12 protein-coding genes are annotated in these 15,799 nt (G+C 38.6%); 1 reads left to right on the top strand and 11 read right to left on the bottom strand.

Features of this window, described 5'->3' with window-relative positions:
• Positions 1 to 62: 62 nt before the first annotated feature.
• Entirely contained in the window at positions 63 to 1,217 is a 1,155-nt protein-coding gene (locus JNUCC25_RS01815; protein ID WP_029324600.1) for an endonuclease, read from the bottom strand.
• 287 nt (positions 1,218 to 1,504) lie between these two features.
• Between JNUCC25_RS01815 and JNUCC25_RS01810 the strand changes: the two genes are divergently transcribed.
• A complete protein-coding gene (locus tag JNUCC25_RS01810; RefSeq protein ID WP_013055111.1) occupies positions 1,505 to 1,981 on the top strand; it encodes a hypothetical protein in 477 nt (158 codons plus the stop codon).
• 50 nt (positions 1,982 to 2,031) lie between these two features.
• Here the strand turns inward: JNUCC25_RS01810 and essA are convergent, their stop codons facing one another.
• The 10 genes from essA to JNUCC25_RS01760 form a co-directional block, all read right to left on the bottom strand.
• Positions 2,032 to 2,529: a type VII secretion protein EssA gene (gene essA / locus JNUCC25_RS01805; RefSeq protein ID WP_064471269.1), complete on the bottom strand. Its 498-nt coding sequence runs from the start codon at positions 2,527 to 2,529 to the stop codon at positions 2,032 to 2,034.
• On the bottom strand, positions 2,507 to 5,689 hold the full coding sequence (gene esaA / locus JNUCC25_RS01800) for a type VII secretion protein EsaA (protein ID WP_064471268.1): 3,183 nt from the start codon (positions 5,687 to 5,689) through the stop codon (positions 2,507 to 2,509). The genes essA and esaA overlap by 23 nt, the downstream gene beginning before the upstream one ends.
• Complete coding sequence (gene essC, locus JNUCC25_RS01795; RefSeq protein ID WP_029324604.1) at positions 5,686 to 10,164, bottom strand: type VII secretion protein EssC; 4,479 nt, start codon at positions 10,162 to 10,164, stop codon at positions 5,686 to 5,688. Before essC ends, esaA begins: the two co-directional genes overlap by 4 nt.
• 12 nt (positions 10,165 to 10,176) lie before the next feature.
• A complete protein-coding gene (gene essB, locus JNUCC25_RS01790) occupies positions 10,177 to 11,481 on the bottom strand; it encodes a type VII secretion protein EssB (RefSeq protein ID WP_013055107.1) in 1,305 nt (434 codons plus the stop codon).
• A gap of 14 nt (positions 11,482 to 11,495) precedes the next feature.
• Complete coding sequence (locus JNUCC25_RS01785; protein WP_013055106.1) at positions 11,496 to 11,735, bottom strand: EsaB/YukD family protein; 240 nt, start codon at positions 11,733 to 11,735, stop codon at positions 11,496 to 11,498.
• A 93-nt stretch (positions 11,736 to 11,828) separates the two neighbouring features.
• Positions 11,829 to 12,122 carry a WXG100 family type VII secretion target gene (locus JNUCC25_RS01780; protein WP_013055105.1) on the bottom strand — a complete coding sequence of 98 codons (294 nt, stop codon included), beginning with the start codon at positions 12,120 to 12,122 and terminating at the stop codon, positions 11,829 to 11,831.
• 372 nt (positions 12,123 to 12,494) lie between these two features.
• Positions 12,495 to 12,887, bottom strand: a complete 393-nt coding sequence (locus JNUCC25_RS01775; RefSeq protein WP_013055104.1) for an SseB family protein — start codon at positions 12,885 to 12,887, stop codon at positions 12,495 to 12,497.
• A 61-nt stretch (positions 12,888 to 12,948) separates the two neighbouring features.
• Positions 12,949 to 13,548, bottom strand: coding sequence for a WXG100 family type VII secretion target (locus JNUCC25_RS01770; RefSeq protein WP_029324609.1), 600 nt, complete (start codon positions 13,546 to 13,548; stop codon positions 12,949 to 12,951).
• 109 nt (positions 13,549 to 13,657) lie between these two features.
• A complete protein-coding gene (locus JNUCC25_RS01765; protein ID WP_013055102.1) occupies positions 13,658 to 13,975 on the bottom strand; it encodes a hypothetical protein in 318 nt (105 codons plus the stop codon).
• Positions 13,976 to 14,227: 252 nt separating this feature from the next.
• Positions 14,228 to 15,433, bottom strand: a complete 1,206-nt coding sequence (locus tag JNUCC25_RS01760; RefSeq protein WP_013055101.1) for a DEAD/DEAH box helicase — start codon at positions 15,431 to 15,433, stop codon at positions 14,228 to 14,230.
• Positions 15,434 to 15,799 lie beyond the last annotated feature (366 nt).

Genomic DNA, 15,799 nt, shown 5'->3' with positions numbered 1-15,799 from the left:
AGATTTTAGTTTTTTCCTTTTTCTTTTATAAAAAAAGACGCCCCGCCAGGACGCCTTCTTCATTAGTTCCAAATCTCATTCACCCATTCAGGATGGTCAATAAACGGATTGCGGTTATGCTGATAGTCTGAATAAATAATGTCATTTCTACGTCGTTCTCGATCATCTACTGGGTCTTGGGCATTCCATTGAAGAAGCACAGATAATTTCCCGTGATAAGGAGCAGTGCCATTATTCACTGTGTTATTAAGTTCTAAGTCAGGCTCATCACTTACATCGCCTTCATAGCGCACGGCCATATAAAACAACATACGAGCCACGTCGCCTTTTACTTCATCTCGAGGTTCCCATGAATCACTGTCAAAATAATTTCCGAGTGCTTCGCTATGTTCCGTCCCTCCGTTATCAAAATCTAAGTTTCCTCTCGTACTGTTTACAGACACATCGGTTGGACGTAAGTGATGAAGATCTGTTCCAGGTCCCATAGCTGTTCCGAAATCCCCGTGAGACTTTGCCCAGACGTGCTCACGATTCCAATCGTCCACTCCGCCTCCCTTTGTACCCTTAGCCTGTGAACGCCCCGTGTAGAGCAAAATAACGTTATTTGCGTTAGCTGGATCTTCATCCGTTTTCTTTAAAGCTTCCCATACGGCTGAATACGACAGTTCTGTGTGATGATCAATAATGTTATGAAGCTCTGTCTTTAAGCTGTTTCCTGTTTTTTCAGCTGCAGTACGATAATAGTCTTCTACTGGAACGGTTGGCTCTGTGGGATCTGGAGCGGGATCAGTTCCTCCTGTTTCTGTACTGATAGAAGTAACTGATTTTATTCCAGAGTGCGAAAAATAAGGAGTGAGTGTGCCCGTAACAGTAAGACTTTTCCCTTTTAACTCCGAGTGACTTTGAAGTCCAAATGTACTTCGCAAATTTGAAGGAATTTGAACGTACACCATCTTGTCTGTATTGGTTTCATTTGAACTGTCAGCAAGAGCAAGTGCATAATCGTTTGGGTAATTGCTCTTAATAACTGTAGATGTGCCTGTAGGTTGACCTACTACATATCCTTTAACCGTTTGTACACTGTTGTTTTGATTCTCAAGAGCTTGTGCAACAGATAAAAACGCGGCTGCTTGACTAACAGGAGTTAAGCTTACTAAAAGAACAAAAATAAGCAGGGACATTGCCCATGTTTTTTTACACAGAGCGTATAATTTCACTTTTTTATTCCTCCTTATGATAGGTTTGAAAACTAGTTTTCTTCCACCTCTTTATATTATTTTTTCACTGTGAATTCCCTGCCTCTTTTTTGTTAAGTTTTATAGTGAAAAAGATGTATTCTTCTTTACAGTGACGGCCACTTTATGCGAAGGGTTATCTTTTTAAAAGTCCACATTGGAAAAAGCATTATGTGTCTTTCTTTATATATGGTATAATCAACCGAATCGTAAAAGAGCTTATACTATTTCAGAAAATGAAATGATTTAAATAGAAATGAGGATTGTCTATGCTTAGTTTTGACGAAAAATTAGCTATTATTTCATCGTTTCCAGAGCTGCATCGAAAAGATGTATCTTTAGGACGCGTGAATTTTCATTATGAAGAAAGCGTGTACGATAAAACGGTTGTTGTGCATCATCTGCATCCTAACGGAAATGGATTTGTATATGCAGGGTTTTTAAAAGGATATGAAACAAATGACAAAGGTCTTGTAAATATCCGTGATTATACAGAAGAAGAGCTTCGCTCTATTATTGAAGCTTCTATTGAATCTTTGTCTACCCTTCCTGATACAGCTAGAGAAGAAGCTATTGTAGGGAATGGAAATGAACAGCGCTGGAACGGCCCAGACAATGCAACGCTTTTACTTGTTCATGAAGATGACCTGTGGAATGTTTATTCTGGCTTGAATTTAGAGGCAGCATTTCTATCTTACGAAGAAGCAGAAGATTATTTGTTTGAAGAAGGCTTCCGCCGCCTATAAGCCTGCGTCTATACGAAAAAACCTCGCTGTTGATTAACAGCGAGGTTTTTTCATTTTTTTACAGAAGGCTGAGGGCTGATGCGCGGTATTAAAACCGCAAATAATATAACAACCCCCACACCAATCAATAATAAATAAAACCATTGTAGGTCTGATGACTTTTCAGAAACAGTTTGTTCTGTTCGCTCTTTCTTGTAGGAAGTGTTTTTAGAAGAAAACAAGTTATATTCTTTTGCTTTCGCAGAAATCGTATTATCTTCAGCTGATGCGTTCGCAAAAAGACTTTCTTTTAAGCTCTCTTTCTCTGCATCTTCCTCTTTTTCAAATGTAAGATCCTTTATTTCCTCCGGAATATTTCCTACTTCTTTTTTATTTTCTAGCAAAGATTCGGGGTCCAAATTAATCGGATCATCCTTATATACATTTGGTTTAATCTCTTCAACGTTTCCGTCATCAGCTTCAGCCGCTGCTGCTATAGGGAAACAAAGAAGTAAAAAAATAAGAACAATACTTCCAATCTTCTTATTAAGCACTATAGGTTTCATCATTTTCAACCTCTTTAGTCGTCTTTAAAGCACGAATAATAGATGGCAGAACACTTAAAACGGCAGTCATTCCCAGTAATACAATAAGCGCCTGTCCAAACAGAGACTGCGTATCATATTGAATTGACATATATACTTTAGATACTGGATCTTCGTAATTAAAGTTTGGCATAGATAAGTTAAGAAGCGGGGTAATATAAAATAAAATCAACCCTACTGTCGTCACCCATCCAGCGAAGCTTCCTAATAAGAAAGCAATACGTACGAGTGTAGATGAAGCAAGCAATAAGACGATTGTAAAGATTGACCATTCCATTGCCCGGTCTCCCGATAACGAATAAATATTAAGGCTAAAGATACTTACCATTAACCCTACAATCAAATTCAATAACCCAAACAGCGTACCTTTCACAAGCATAGGTGCATGTCGGTAGTATTGACTGAAATAGCCAATTAGTAAGCTGCTGATTAAGATAATAACCAAAATGACAACTGGTGGAACCTCTTTTACTTTTTCAGCCGGCACTTCACCGCTTACTTGAAGAGGATTCGCTAAATAATGATAAACGTAATCATTATTCTGTCCATCTACTAATGTATTATTTAACAAACGGTATACCTGGCCGCGAACCAACTTCGTTGAATCCACGTTTTGGGCCCACTTGCTGTTAAGTGTGTCAGCTTTATCCTGGACTTCATTTACACGCTTCTGCAATTCATCTGTGTATGTGACAACATTAGCTTGTCTTTCACCTAAAGATGAAATGAGTTCGTTCATTCCCTTCAACTCTTGACCCATGCTTTGCTGCAGCGTCATTAAGCCCGTTACGTCCGGAGCTTCTTTCTTTTCTAATGCTTGATCTTCACCTGCGCTAGATTGAAGCTCTTGATTCATTGCATTTGCTTTTTCTTGAATAGCTGATAGCTCTTCCATAATAGATGCTTGTTCAGCATCAACTGTTTGTCCATATTGATCAGCAAAATCTTGCACTGAACTTTGGAACTGTGCTAACTCTTCTTTTGTTAGAGACAGGTTTTGTTGGATTTGCTTACGTGCATCTTGAGAAGAGACGGTGCCAGCTAACGCCTGCTGCAAACTTCCTTTAATAGAGTCATTGTTAAGGACGCTGTTCTGTATGTCTGTATTTCCTATTTGAGCTAAAGTCAAATCATACTGCGATAAATCACCGTAATACTTTAGCAGATCTTCTGCACTGCTGCTTTGAATCTTACCTGAGAATGTATTGCTCAACTTTTCCTTGCGAGAAGCTGAAAGGTTTGGAGAAGATAAAATTTTATCTTCTTTGTTTTTAATCATCGTAATGAGATTGTCTACATCCACACTACCTTTAGAAGGCTTTTTGCCGTCTTCTTTCAACTTTTCATTCTCTTTTTTTAATCGTTCATTTTCTTCTTGAAGCTTAGCAATTTGACCGCTCGACGACTTGGTTGCTTCTTCTAAGTCTTTCTCTGCTTTGTTTTTCTGTGCTGTCAAAGACTTAACGTCTGCTTCCAAACTGGCAATTTTCTGCTTCAGCGCATCCGTGTTTTCTCCTGAAGCTTCCGGCTGAACGGTTACATTTTGCAGCTCATCTTTGACTGCTTGTACCTGTGTTTTCAGATTAGCCACTTTTTCAAGCGCACTTTTCACAGCATTGGATGTACCTGATGCATCCGCTGTGTCCGATGTTTCAGGCGTTTCCGTTCCCTCAGATGTCTCAGGTGCTTCAGGCGCTTCAGGCGCTTCAGGTGTTTCGTTCACCATTCCTTGGAGCTGCTGTTCTAAGTCTTCAAGTCCTTTTGATATATCATCAAGCTTTGCTGTTTGCTGAGATAAATCCACTTTAATTGGTTCTGACGTTCCTTCTCCTTGACCGGAATCTGGCTGAGTTCCATCATCTTCTCCAGGATCCGTCGGAGTCTCTCCACCTTGACTCGGATCTGGCTGAGTTCCGTTATCTTCCCCAGGGTCCGTTGGCGTCTCTCCGCCTTGATTTGGATCTGGCTGAGCTTCGCCATCTTCTCCTGGATCCGTTGAGCCTCCGCCACCCTCATTTGATGAAGCTGTCTCTAGCTGCGCACGAAGCGGCTTTAGCTTACTTTCAATTTGATTTAGGGTTGTTTGCTCAGACTGCTGTTTATATGAACTGACTATTTGGCCGTTCAAATCTTGCAGAGCTTTTTCTTGTTCACTGACGTTATCCGCTTGTTGTTCTCCAAGTTCTCCGACGGCTTTTTGATTTTGATCCAACTGCTGTTGAATGGAAGATAAGCCACTAAACACTTGATTGGCCTGCTCATTAAAATTTTGCTTAGAGCTTGGCTGATTAGATTCAAGGGAAGACAACTCTTCTTGAATCGCAGCGACGCTTTGAGCCTGCGTTTTTTCAAGCATTTGTTTCTGTGTTTCTTGATATGTTTGATATTGATTTACATATTCAATGAAGCTGTTTAAATTCTTTTCAACCTGTTCTACGTCGCCTTGTCTGTCGCTTGAACCTTTTTCTGCTTTATTTACATTATCTTGGATTTGCTGAAGAATTTTCTTTTGATCATTTAATTCACCTGCTAAATCTTTTGAATTCGGTTTATAAAAAGCGACCATTGTTTTTTGAAAGGCGATTTCTTTATTTAGAATTTTATCGAACTGTCCGCGTACCTTATCTACTTCCTGTGATACATAACTCCAGTACAAAGAGGACATTTCATTATTAACCTTTGTAGTAGCATCTTCTAATTCCCCTACTACTTTTTCCTTATTAACTGCGTTAAGCTGACTTTGAACTTTGTATTCCAAAGTAGCTTTTTCTGGATTTTTTTCCTGATACGATAAAATATTTTGTGAGAAGGTCGAGGGAATATAGATAACCGCATCATATTTCCCATTCTGTAAACCGCTTGTAGCTGCGCTTCGTCCAAGCACGGTCCATTGATAATCCGACCCCTCCTGTAAAAGAGGAGTCACTTTTTCTCCAAATTCTATCGCTTTTTCACTATTTTCTTTTACTCCATTATCTTCGTTAACAACCGCAATCGTTCTTGTTGAGTTTTCTGTGACTTGCAGCGGGTTGTCTCCAATATACTGGAAAAAGAAAGAAGGAAGAGCCAAAATTAAAACAACAGCTAATATGACTTTAAGTGTATACTTACGCTGTTCGGTCATGTTAAGATCTTCCTTTCACTTACACATAGCGGGATTTGAATTCTTGTTTCTTTTCCACTTTTAATATAATAACCGAAGCCAGGGTTAACATCGGCTTCTTTTCGGTCATAAGGAAGTGTAAATAAGCTTTGCTCTGTTTTCCTCATCAGCAACACGGCTTGGCTAATTTGCTTCACTTCTGTTGTTAACGCGTCAAATCCTTTTGAAAACTCATTGTTGTTCCCTGCAACAATCAAGTTAAAGCCCAGGTGACTATAATTTTTCATCAATTTTGTAATACGATCCTGCAGGACGCTGTCTAAGTTTTGCTGGAATCGTACAAATCCGTCTACTACAAGCATGATCGGGGCAAATGAAAGACTGTGTACCGTTCCTTCCTGCACTGCTTCCAAATACTTATTTTCACGTCGCTGCAATCGTTCTTCAGTTAAATCAAGCCAGTCGATAATCTGTTCTTTTGTTTCCATGTAAACAACTTGCTCTTCAGCTGCATAGCTTGATAAACCGCGGTCAACCGAATCAAATAGTCCGATTTGCTTCACGCCTTGTTCAAGCGCTGTTTGCAGTATGACCTTCACTACATTTGTCTTTCCTTTTTGCGTCTGCCCCATGACGATGCAATGCTTATTTTTCGTAAAGTTCATATGCACCGGTCGAACAAACTCTTCATCTAATCCAAGAGGAATGACTCCTTTTTCCCGAATAACCCTTCTGTCCGTCATAAACTCGGCAAGTACAAGTTTCGATGACAGCATTGGTACAGGCTCCGGAACAGTAGCATCAGCATATTGATTCTTTAATCGTTGAATGTGCAGCTTAACTGCATCAAAGATTTCAAAATCATCTTTTCCTTCCACAGGTAAAAACAGCTGCGCAAAATAAGGTTGATCCGTTTTAATAATAGCCCGGCCTGGAATAGACTCTAGCGCATACGGCGTACGTCCTAAAATAGAATACGCTTCTGAATGATCCATTAAATAATGAACAACTTTTGTTTTCAAGTTATTCATAAGCGACTGACGAATAGAATTCACGCGCGTCGCGGTAAAGATCATATAAATTCCTAAAGACTGACCGTCACGCACGAGCTGTGTGAACTGCATTTCTAGATCTTGCATTTCTTCTTTGACAAGATCAAAATTATCAATCGTGATAAAAATTAGAGGAAGCTCTTCTGAACTTAGAGCATTATACATTTTGATATTGCTAACTTCCCGCTGTTGAAATAACTGCTTTCGCCTTGCGATTTCTTGTTTGATAATCGTCATGAATTTTTCAATTTTACGCATTTGATCCATTAAGAAATAATCCGCCGTATGAGGCAGCTGACGAAGCGGCAGCAGCGTGCCGTTTCCAAAGTCAAAAATGTAATAATGAAGCTGCTCCGGGCTCTGTCTTTCAGCTAGACTAAGAAGCAACATCATGACTGTAAACGATTTACCGTATCCTGACGAACCAAATATACCAATGTTTCCATCGTCCATCAGCTGATAGTTATATACCGTTTGGCTTTGCTTTTCCGGTTCATCAATCAAGCCAATTGGGAATACACCGTCTCGCTTCTCTTTGTACTCACTGCGAAGCAATCTTTCTTTAAGAGGCGGCAGCCATGGACTATTTAATTTTTTGATAGCTAGTTCCTGCTGCGTTTTTTCAATTTTTTGCACCACAACATCAATTTCTGCTTCCGCTTGTTTAGATGACGTCTGCTGAGTAGATACATCAGATAAAGGAATCAACCCGAGATCTGTGACAATGGCGACTTCATCTTCAGCCCCATACGTATCTTCCATGTACGGCGCGCCGCTCCAAGCTGACTGAAACAGTTCATACACTTCATTATTTCCAACCTGCAGATAGCCTCGACCCGTCACCGTAATAGAAGCAGCGTCCGCATTTTTTAAAATTTCTTTACTGTCAGCGGCATCTTGGACTTTTAAAGCTACTTTAAAGCGCGCGTTACTCCAAATTTGATCGTCAATAACACCGCCTGGCTTTTGCGTCGCTAAAATTAAATGAACGCCCAGACTACGTCCAATGCGCGCCGCGCTGACTAATTCCCGAATGAACTCTGGTTCTTCACTTTTTAACTCGGCAAATTCATCCGAGATTAAGAATAAATGAGGCAGAGGTTCTTCTGCCATACCTTGCTTATATAAATCTGTATAATCATTAATGTGATTGACTTCATATCTATCAAACAAGCGCTGGCGTCGTTTTAATTCACTTTTAATAGAAGCTAGGGCTCTTGTACTAAAATTCTTACTTCCTTCAATGTTTGTAATGGTTCCAAGCAGATGAGGCATGTTTTTAAACGGCTGAGCCATTCCTCCGCCCTTATAGTCAATCAATAAAAACGCAACTTCATGGGGGTGGAAATTCACCGCTAGAGAAAGAATGTACGTTTGTAAGAATTCACTTTTCCCTGACCCCGTCGTACCTGCAAGTAATCCATGAGGGCCGTGAGCTTTTTCATGAAGATTTAGTTCAACAATATCTTCTTTTCCTTTTAAACCAATGGGAACTGCTAGCGACTTAGCTGATTCATTGCTTTGCCACCTTTGCACGATATCCAACTCACCAATTTCTCTTGCTTTAAATAATTCTAAGAATGAAACGCTATTTGGAATTGAGTTGGTCATGCCGACTTGGTGATCCAATGTTCGCAGCATCCTTGCAAATCTTTCATTATAATCAAGCGTGTGTTTATCAAGCTGAAATGGAATATTCACAGCTTTTTGCTTTTGAATTAATATATCCCCCTCGGATTCGTTAATATAACGGACGAGTGTATGAACATGCTCCGTTAAGCTTTCCTTTGTCTCTGCCGCAAATATCGCAGAGAACCCAAGGTGAGGGTGATATCCTTCTAAATACTCTAAGATAACGTGATCTGCAATTAACTGCTGATTCGTAATAATAAAAACAAAGTGAGGCAAGAAAACCCCTTCTCCTTTTGCTTCATCTAAATCGCGTTCTCTCAGCATTTCATAAATAGAAGATAAAAGCTGATCTCTCGTTTGTTCATTATAGATGAAACCTTTCGCAAAAGAATGCGGAAGCTGAAAATGAGGAAGCCATTTCATCCATTCCCACTCTTTATATTCTTCTTCATCAAAAATGAATACGAATCTTACGTCATGATAACTGTGGGAAAATGCCAGCTGTCCTACAAGCTGATGCAGTTCATTCTTCACCGTTTTCATCTTTCCTACCAGACCGATAGAGCCTAAACCTAAATGAGCGGTAACAGGGGCATTTTTCACTTCTCGATAGACCTTTTCCATGTGCTGAGACTGCTCAAGCAAATCATCAATTTCTCGATTAGCCATATCTCCGCTATTCAAAGAAATTTGGTAGCTTCCCGGAACTGTTCCTGTTCCAAGGCGCACCTGTAAAAAATCACTGCTTTCTACAGTTCGTTCCCAAATTCGATCAGAAATCTGTTCTGTTAAATATTTCATTCGTTCAAACGTCGGAAAATGATAAGATAATACATCTCGTTGAACTGATACTAGTTCTTGTAATTCCTCGCGCTTGTTTTCTAAATACTTTGTATAAATTCGACGACGACGCTCCTGCCGCTTCTTGCGCTGTTTTTTATCTTTGAAGTATTGAACGGTAGATACAATCAGCGTAGTCGTAAACATCATGACAGATATAATAATAAAAATTCCCCTAGGCTGAATAATCGAGACCGTACCCATGACTAAAAGCATGACTAATGGCGGTAAAATAGTAAGCCATAAGCTTCGGTTATTTTCATCATTGTCCTGAGACGGAAAGGACAAGCTTACCTTATCATTAGGCAAATCATATATCATGCGCGGTGTCCGTCTATAAACCGGGTACTTCTTTTTCATTTCAGAAATAGGCTGTGCCGTAGCTGGAAGCTTAGATGCATAATCGTAGTAGCTTTGAATCTTCAGCAAATCTTTTTCGATCAATTGAATCGTCATAGAAGACCATAAAATAAGATCTCCGGGCTGAAGGTTCGTATTCTCTTCTAGTCGGTGTCCGTTAAGATAAAGCGGTTCTTGGTTATAAAAGACCTTCCACTTCCCGTTTATCTTCGATAAGTAAAATCCTTCTTTTGGCTCTACTACACACTTTTGTTTCTGCTGATACACATCAGCTGCTTCATCACTTGTGGAAAACGAAACTTCTGATCCGTAATCAATATAATAGACAGCTTCTTTAACAGCCGTCTCTGTAAGGACAAAGGTTAAAGCATGTCCTTGTTCTCGCCATACAAACGACTCAGAAACAGATAGCTCTGCTATCCTTTCTTCTCCGTAGGAAATTAAGAGCCGGCCGTTCTTTTCAGATGACAGCGTCATTTGCCCTTTCTCAAACGGATAGGAAAACGTAAAAGTTTGATGCTGAGTGTTTCCAACCGTTGCTTGGCGAAAGGTTTTAAAATCTACAGGCAGCTGCTGATACGTTTGCCCACTAACTACCCAAAGCATATTCATACAACTACCTCCCTACTTCGATTGGTCTTCCTGCTGTTTTTTCTGCTCTTCTTGTTTCTTTTTCTCGGCTTCTGCAGCTTTTTGATCTTCTTCCTGCTGCTTGGCCGCCTGTGCCTCCTCAGCTTGTTTCTCTTCTTGCTGCTTGGCTGCTTCCGCTTCTTGCTGATCATTTTCTTTCTTAAATTCTTCAAGTTCGTTCGCTACTTTATCAAGCTCCTCTTGCTTTTTATCAGCCGCTAAATCGTTGTCTGTCTTTAGCTGACCTTCGTATTTCATTAGTGCATAGATAATTAATGAACGTTCTTCTAACAACCTGCTGACTTCTAGCGCTTTTTTGTTGTCTCCTCGGCCAATGTAAAACCAATACGCAAAATACTGAGGATCTGACTGAAGCGTAATAGTCTTTAAAGCATTTGCTTTTTGCTCCTCCCCTAACTTTTCATTAACAAGATAGGAAGTTGCTATTTCGTATTGCACAATTTTAGGCATGCTTTCAATGTCATAATCTTCAAGTGTGTCGACTACTTTGCTGTAGTTTTTTTCAAGAAAGTATTCGTTGCTTTCTACAAATGCTTCTTGTTTCGGCTGAGCAAAAAAGTAAGAGTAAAAAGTATAAATAAGAGCTGGAATTAATAAGACAAGTATACCCACAGATGAAAACTTAAAAATAGTCCAGCGTTTTTGAGGAAGTTGAACGAGTGTCTTTTGATGCTTTTCAATTTGGGTTAGCTTATGCTGAACAAATTGACTCAATTCTTCCTCATTGCTGATATGCATTATTTTTTTAGCGTCTTCTTTTAATTGCAAGGTCTCATATAACTTAAAATACTGTTCAAATGTATGCGATGAGTCAACGGCCGCTGCTATCGTAGCCTTTAACTCTTGAAAGCTTTGTTCCTCGTTAGACTCATAAGGAGGTAAACTTTCTTTGACTCCATAATGTAAAAAAGCCGGACTTAAACTTTTATCAAAAATGATATTTTCTGGACAAATCAACAAATGCAGCCTTGAAAAAGAATGCTGCTTTACCTGTTTGATAAGCTGATCTGCAAACAGCCATTTTTGCTGTTCTTCTTTTCCTCTTAATGCTGTAAAAGGTTGAAATTCGGAAGTAGGCTTAATTGTTATTTTAAGTTCATCATCGCTCATCATGATTTCTTTTTGAAAAGCCGTGTTTACATCCTTTAACATTTCAATCTCAACAGAACGATTAAGTCGAATTTTTTCTTTTTGAAAAATAAATGTATATTCATTATTATGACGTGTCATTACAGCTTCGAGCTGTTCTTCTAAGTAAGTCGGTTTCTTCTCTGACATTCTAATAGACTCCTTTAGAGAATTTCGATACAATCACCTGTGGTAATTCCGCAGTTAATCATCGTCTCATTTCCCGAGAAAATAAGATTTTTATTTGAAACACGTATCCACGCACCGTCCTTTGGTGATTGAGTAATCTTTTTAGCTTGCCAAACGATCTCGACTACTTTTTTGAGTGAATGATAGTTTGATAGTCGCAAATCGAACCGATCACCTGTATAGTGCTTTAAGTCTACTGTTACTTCTATATACATAGGGTTTCATCACCTCAAAACATAGAAAAAGCGCCTTCATCTTTTGAGAATAGGGCGCTCCTTTTATTACTTCACTTAGATTATTAGATGAAGTTAACCGCGGATTTGGCTAGCGATTTGGTTATCTGTATCTTCAAGAACATTTGCAGAGTCATCTAATTGCTTAGCAATCTTTGTAAGTAGGTTAGACATTTCAACGAAAGAAGGCTTTAATTCTTCGTATTGAGCAGCAAACGCTTCGCTTGAAGCACCTTCCCACATGTCTTGAAGTTGATTTTTCATTGTATCAAGACGGCTTACTAATTCTTGAACTTGACCGCTTTCGTTAGTATAACGACCTGCCATGTCGCGAAGCTCTGCTGGTGTTACGCGAATAATCCCTGACATACATATCTCTCCTTCGGTTTATATATTTACTATTATTGTAAGAAACTCTAGTGTTAAGGTCAAAGGTTACTTGCAAAAGCCTCCAAAAATGAGAATATGTATCTACAAATACCCCTAAAAAATGCAAATAAAACCTAAATAACCAAGATTTTGTTCTCATTTAAACCTTTTCTATCTGATCTATAGGTACCTATTTAAAGGAAAATAAAAACTATAAGACTATTAAATTACATTTTTGTTCATTATCTATAGAACTATTTACTAGTAATAAAAAAGCAGCAGCCTATTTAAGGCCCTGCCTCTTTATATATCTTCTATTTATTTAAGATTCAGACATGCTTTGAAAAAGCACATGCGCTTTTTATTTTTTGGCTACTGCTTAAAATAATTTTGATCTTCTTTTAACATCCTTATTTCTTCGGGGATGAATAATTTTGAGAGAGGCGTGTCAGGGTTAAGTAATATCGCTATTTCTTCATTTAATACAGGCAGCATATCCTTAAATGATACGCATACGGTCTTTTCATCTTTCAGCATCTGTTCAATCGGATATTTTGACGAAAAAACAGGTAAATATCGGTACGCTGCGCTTTTCATCGTCTGAACGTAGTGCTCTGCAATTAATATATCTGATGCTCCATGCTCTGAACTAACAACTAGCCATAAATTGCTATTCATTAAAGTTTTATAAAATTGAGCAATTTTCTTATTATCTTTCATTGCTTCAATTAATGATTTTTCTAATAAGTTAAATGTATATTTCATTGCCGAGACAACCCTGTAAGGAACTGTACTATTTCACTTCCAGCGCCATCATATACTTCATTCATTCTCTCTTCACTTCCTCTGTGCTGTCACTAAACATAATGTTTGAAGAATTCATTTCCTGACTTAAAATGCCCAACCCCATTTGAATAACGCCATAAGTAAAAAATTCCGTTCGACTGCATGTAGAACCATTCACTACTTTTTCTTCCCAAGACATAGAAAGCGAATTCCACATAACATTAAGAGTACCTAAAGGTTTTTCAATCGTTCTATGCATATTGTCATACGTATTCCATTCTTTTAAGTTCTTTATGTCATTCCATGTATCTTGTGAATGGGTGCTCCCATCGCTCCACACGCTCGACCAAAACTCCGTCCAGCCTGAAGAGCCTTCTAGCTCTCCATCTGCTTTTCTCATTTGTTCTGCAGTGTCTTTTACTAATAAATGTGCGTTTTCCGTTAGCGAATCAAGTTTGCGAATCATATGCTGTAACTCTTCCTGCAAGTCCAGCACTTTATCAATATCTGCAACAGACAAGAAATGTAGATTTGTAGCTTCCCAGCTTAGTTTTTGAAGTGCATCAGCCGTCTGTGAATGAGACTGCTGAATTCGCTCTGCAAATGTCTGCAGCACCTCTGGATTTACTTTTATCTCCATGTATGTCCGTCCCCCTATCTCTTGTAAGCCTTCAGTCATCATCCAAACATTTTTTAAGCCTATACGGAAAGACTCACTTTCTAAAGGAGTGAGTCGATAATGTTATTTATTACGCCGATGCTAACTCTCTTAATCGTGAAATTTCTAAGCGTAAAGTTTGAAACAATTCATCCCTTACGTCGTACAGATGAAAAGTAGATTGCGTAATATCATTATAAATATCCTCATATGAGCTCTTAGAACGCCCTGACCAATCTGACGCATATTGTTGGTGCGAATTTTGAAACAGATAGATACCCTCTTCAAGAAATTCCATGATACGTTGAACTTCATGTAAATATGATTCTAATTGATCTGCATCTCGACTATATTCTTTACTTTTTCTTCTTCGCTCTATGTCGTCAAAGAGATCATCAATTGCATCCATAAAATGTCCCCACGTCCTTCTTCCTCTTTTATTAGAAGTCTCTTAAAGTAATGTTAAAATAAGGTTACAAAAAACAAAATCCATCATTCAAACTATTTTCATACCTAGGAAAAAATATCTACATTTCTCTTTTTTTACTTATTTATACAGGTAAAATAGAGAAAATAAACAACGCCAGGCTGCTGTAATAAAGCAGTAGACGTTGCTTTTTAGGTTGTGACACTGCTGTTATAAAAAGGAATAATACCTAGTTTACATTCGGCCTTTTTGTTTCTTTTTCTTGTTAAATGGCTTTTTTGAAGGTTTTTTAGCTGTACGGGACTGCTCTTTTGTTCCGTCATCCACGATTTCACCCATATAAAGTTCTTTTTTCACTAATGAAAGTTGAAGTTCACGTGCGATTTGTTTTAAATTTCGTTCTTCACGTTCAGTCACAAGAGAAATGACTGTACCTTCTGCTCCCGATCTGCCTGTTCTACCTGAGCGATGTACGTATTGATCTGCATCTTGAGGAACATCGATGTGAATTACATGCGTCAATCCCTTAATATCTAATCCTCTAGCTGCGACATCCGTTGCTAATAAGACAGGGAAATCTCCTTTTCGAAACCCTTTAATCGTCGTAGCACGATCTTCTTTTTTCGTTTCACTGTGTAAAGAGCCTGCTTCTACACGCTTAAATGTTAATTTCTCTTCAAACTCGATGAGAGTATCAATCCCTTTAAAAAAGGCTAAAGCTTTCATTTGTTCTTGACGAACTAGTTTTCTAAGCACGTCCACTTTATCTCTAGCTTCACTTTTGATGTATACATGCTCTACCTTCGAAGCTGGAAGTTCGTCTCTTCCTACCTCTATTTCAAGAGGATGGTTCATCATATCTTTCGCTAGCGATTTGGTACGTTCTGATACAGTAGCTGAGAAGACTAGGATTTGACGATCACTTAAAGCCATTTTTACAATCTGTTGAACCGTTTGAAAATGCTCAGGTACAAACAATTGATCCGCCTCATCAATCACAATTGTTTTGACTTCGTGCATTTTTAATTTCTTCATTTTAATTAGCTCGTTCAAACGTCCTGGGGTACCAACAATGATATTAGGACGTTTTTTGAGTTTTTCTAATTGTCGTTTCATATTTGCTCCGCCAATAAACGCAGCACTTGAAATACCGCTTCCCTGCGACCAAGTTTGAATTTCACCGTGAATTTGCATAACTAATTCATGGGAAGATGCTAAAATAACTGCTTGAATATGAGATGGTCCCGGCTGAATGCGATGTAAGACAGGCAGCAAATATGCCAGCGTCTTTCCTGTTCCCGTTGGGGATTCTCCTATTACATCTTTATTAGCTAAAATCTCTGAAATAGCTTTCGTTTGAATAGCAGTAGGCTCATTGAACCCTGCTTTTTTCCACGCCTCTTGTAAAAAAGGCTGTAAAGTCTCTATAAACTGACTCATATCTATCTCCTTTTCCATGCTTTTCTCGATATTATAAACGATTTTCTTCATTTCAATTAAACGAATGTATCAGTCGCCATGTGATGTGCGTTAATACTGACCTTAATTTCCATTTATAAATAAACCTTCCTTATCCCAAGGGACCCTGTCAATCCGTCAGTAGAAAAATCGGTTGTTGCCTTAACTTTTCTACATCAATAAACATAGCTTCAACTATGATACACTATTGCTTCTATAGAAAACAATATGATCCTCTTTATTATGAACGAAAACTTGTATAAGAAGGAGGTTTTATGTCCTATATGGATCCAGACGCAAAGGGCTCATCTGCTTACTGCCTCTTTTTCAAGAAAACAGCCGCCTCTC

It is taken from the genome of Priestia sp. JNUCC 25 (assembly GCF_053667915.1).
The sequence above is the reverse complement of the archived record's forward strand: the minus strand, read 5'-3'. Positions and strand labels throughout refer to the sequence as shown.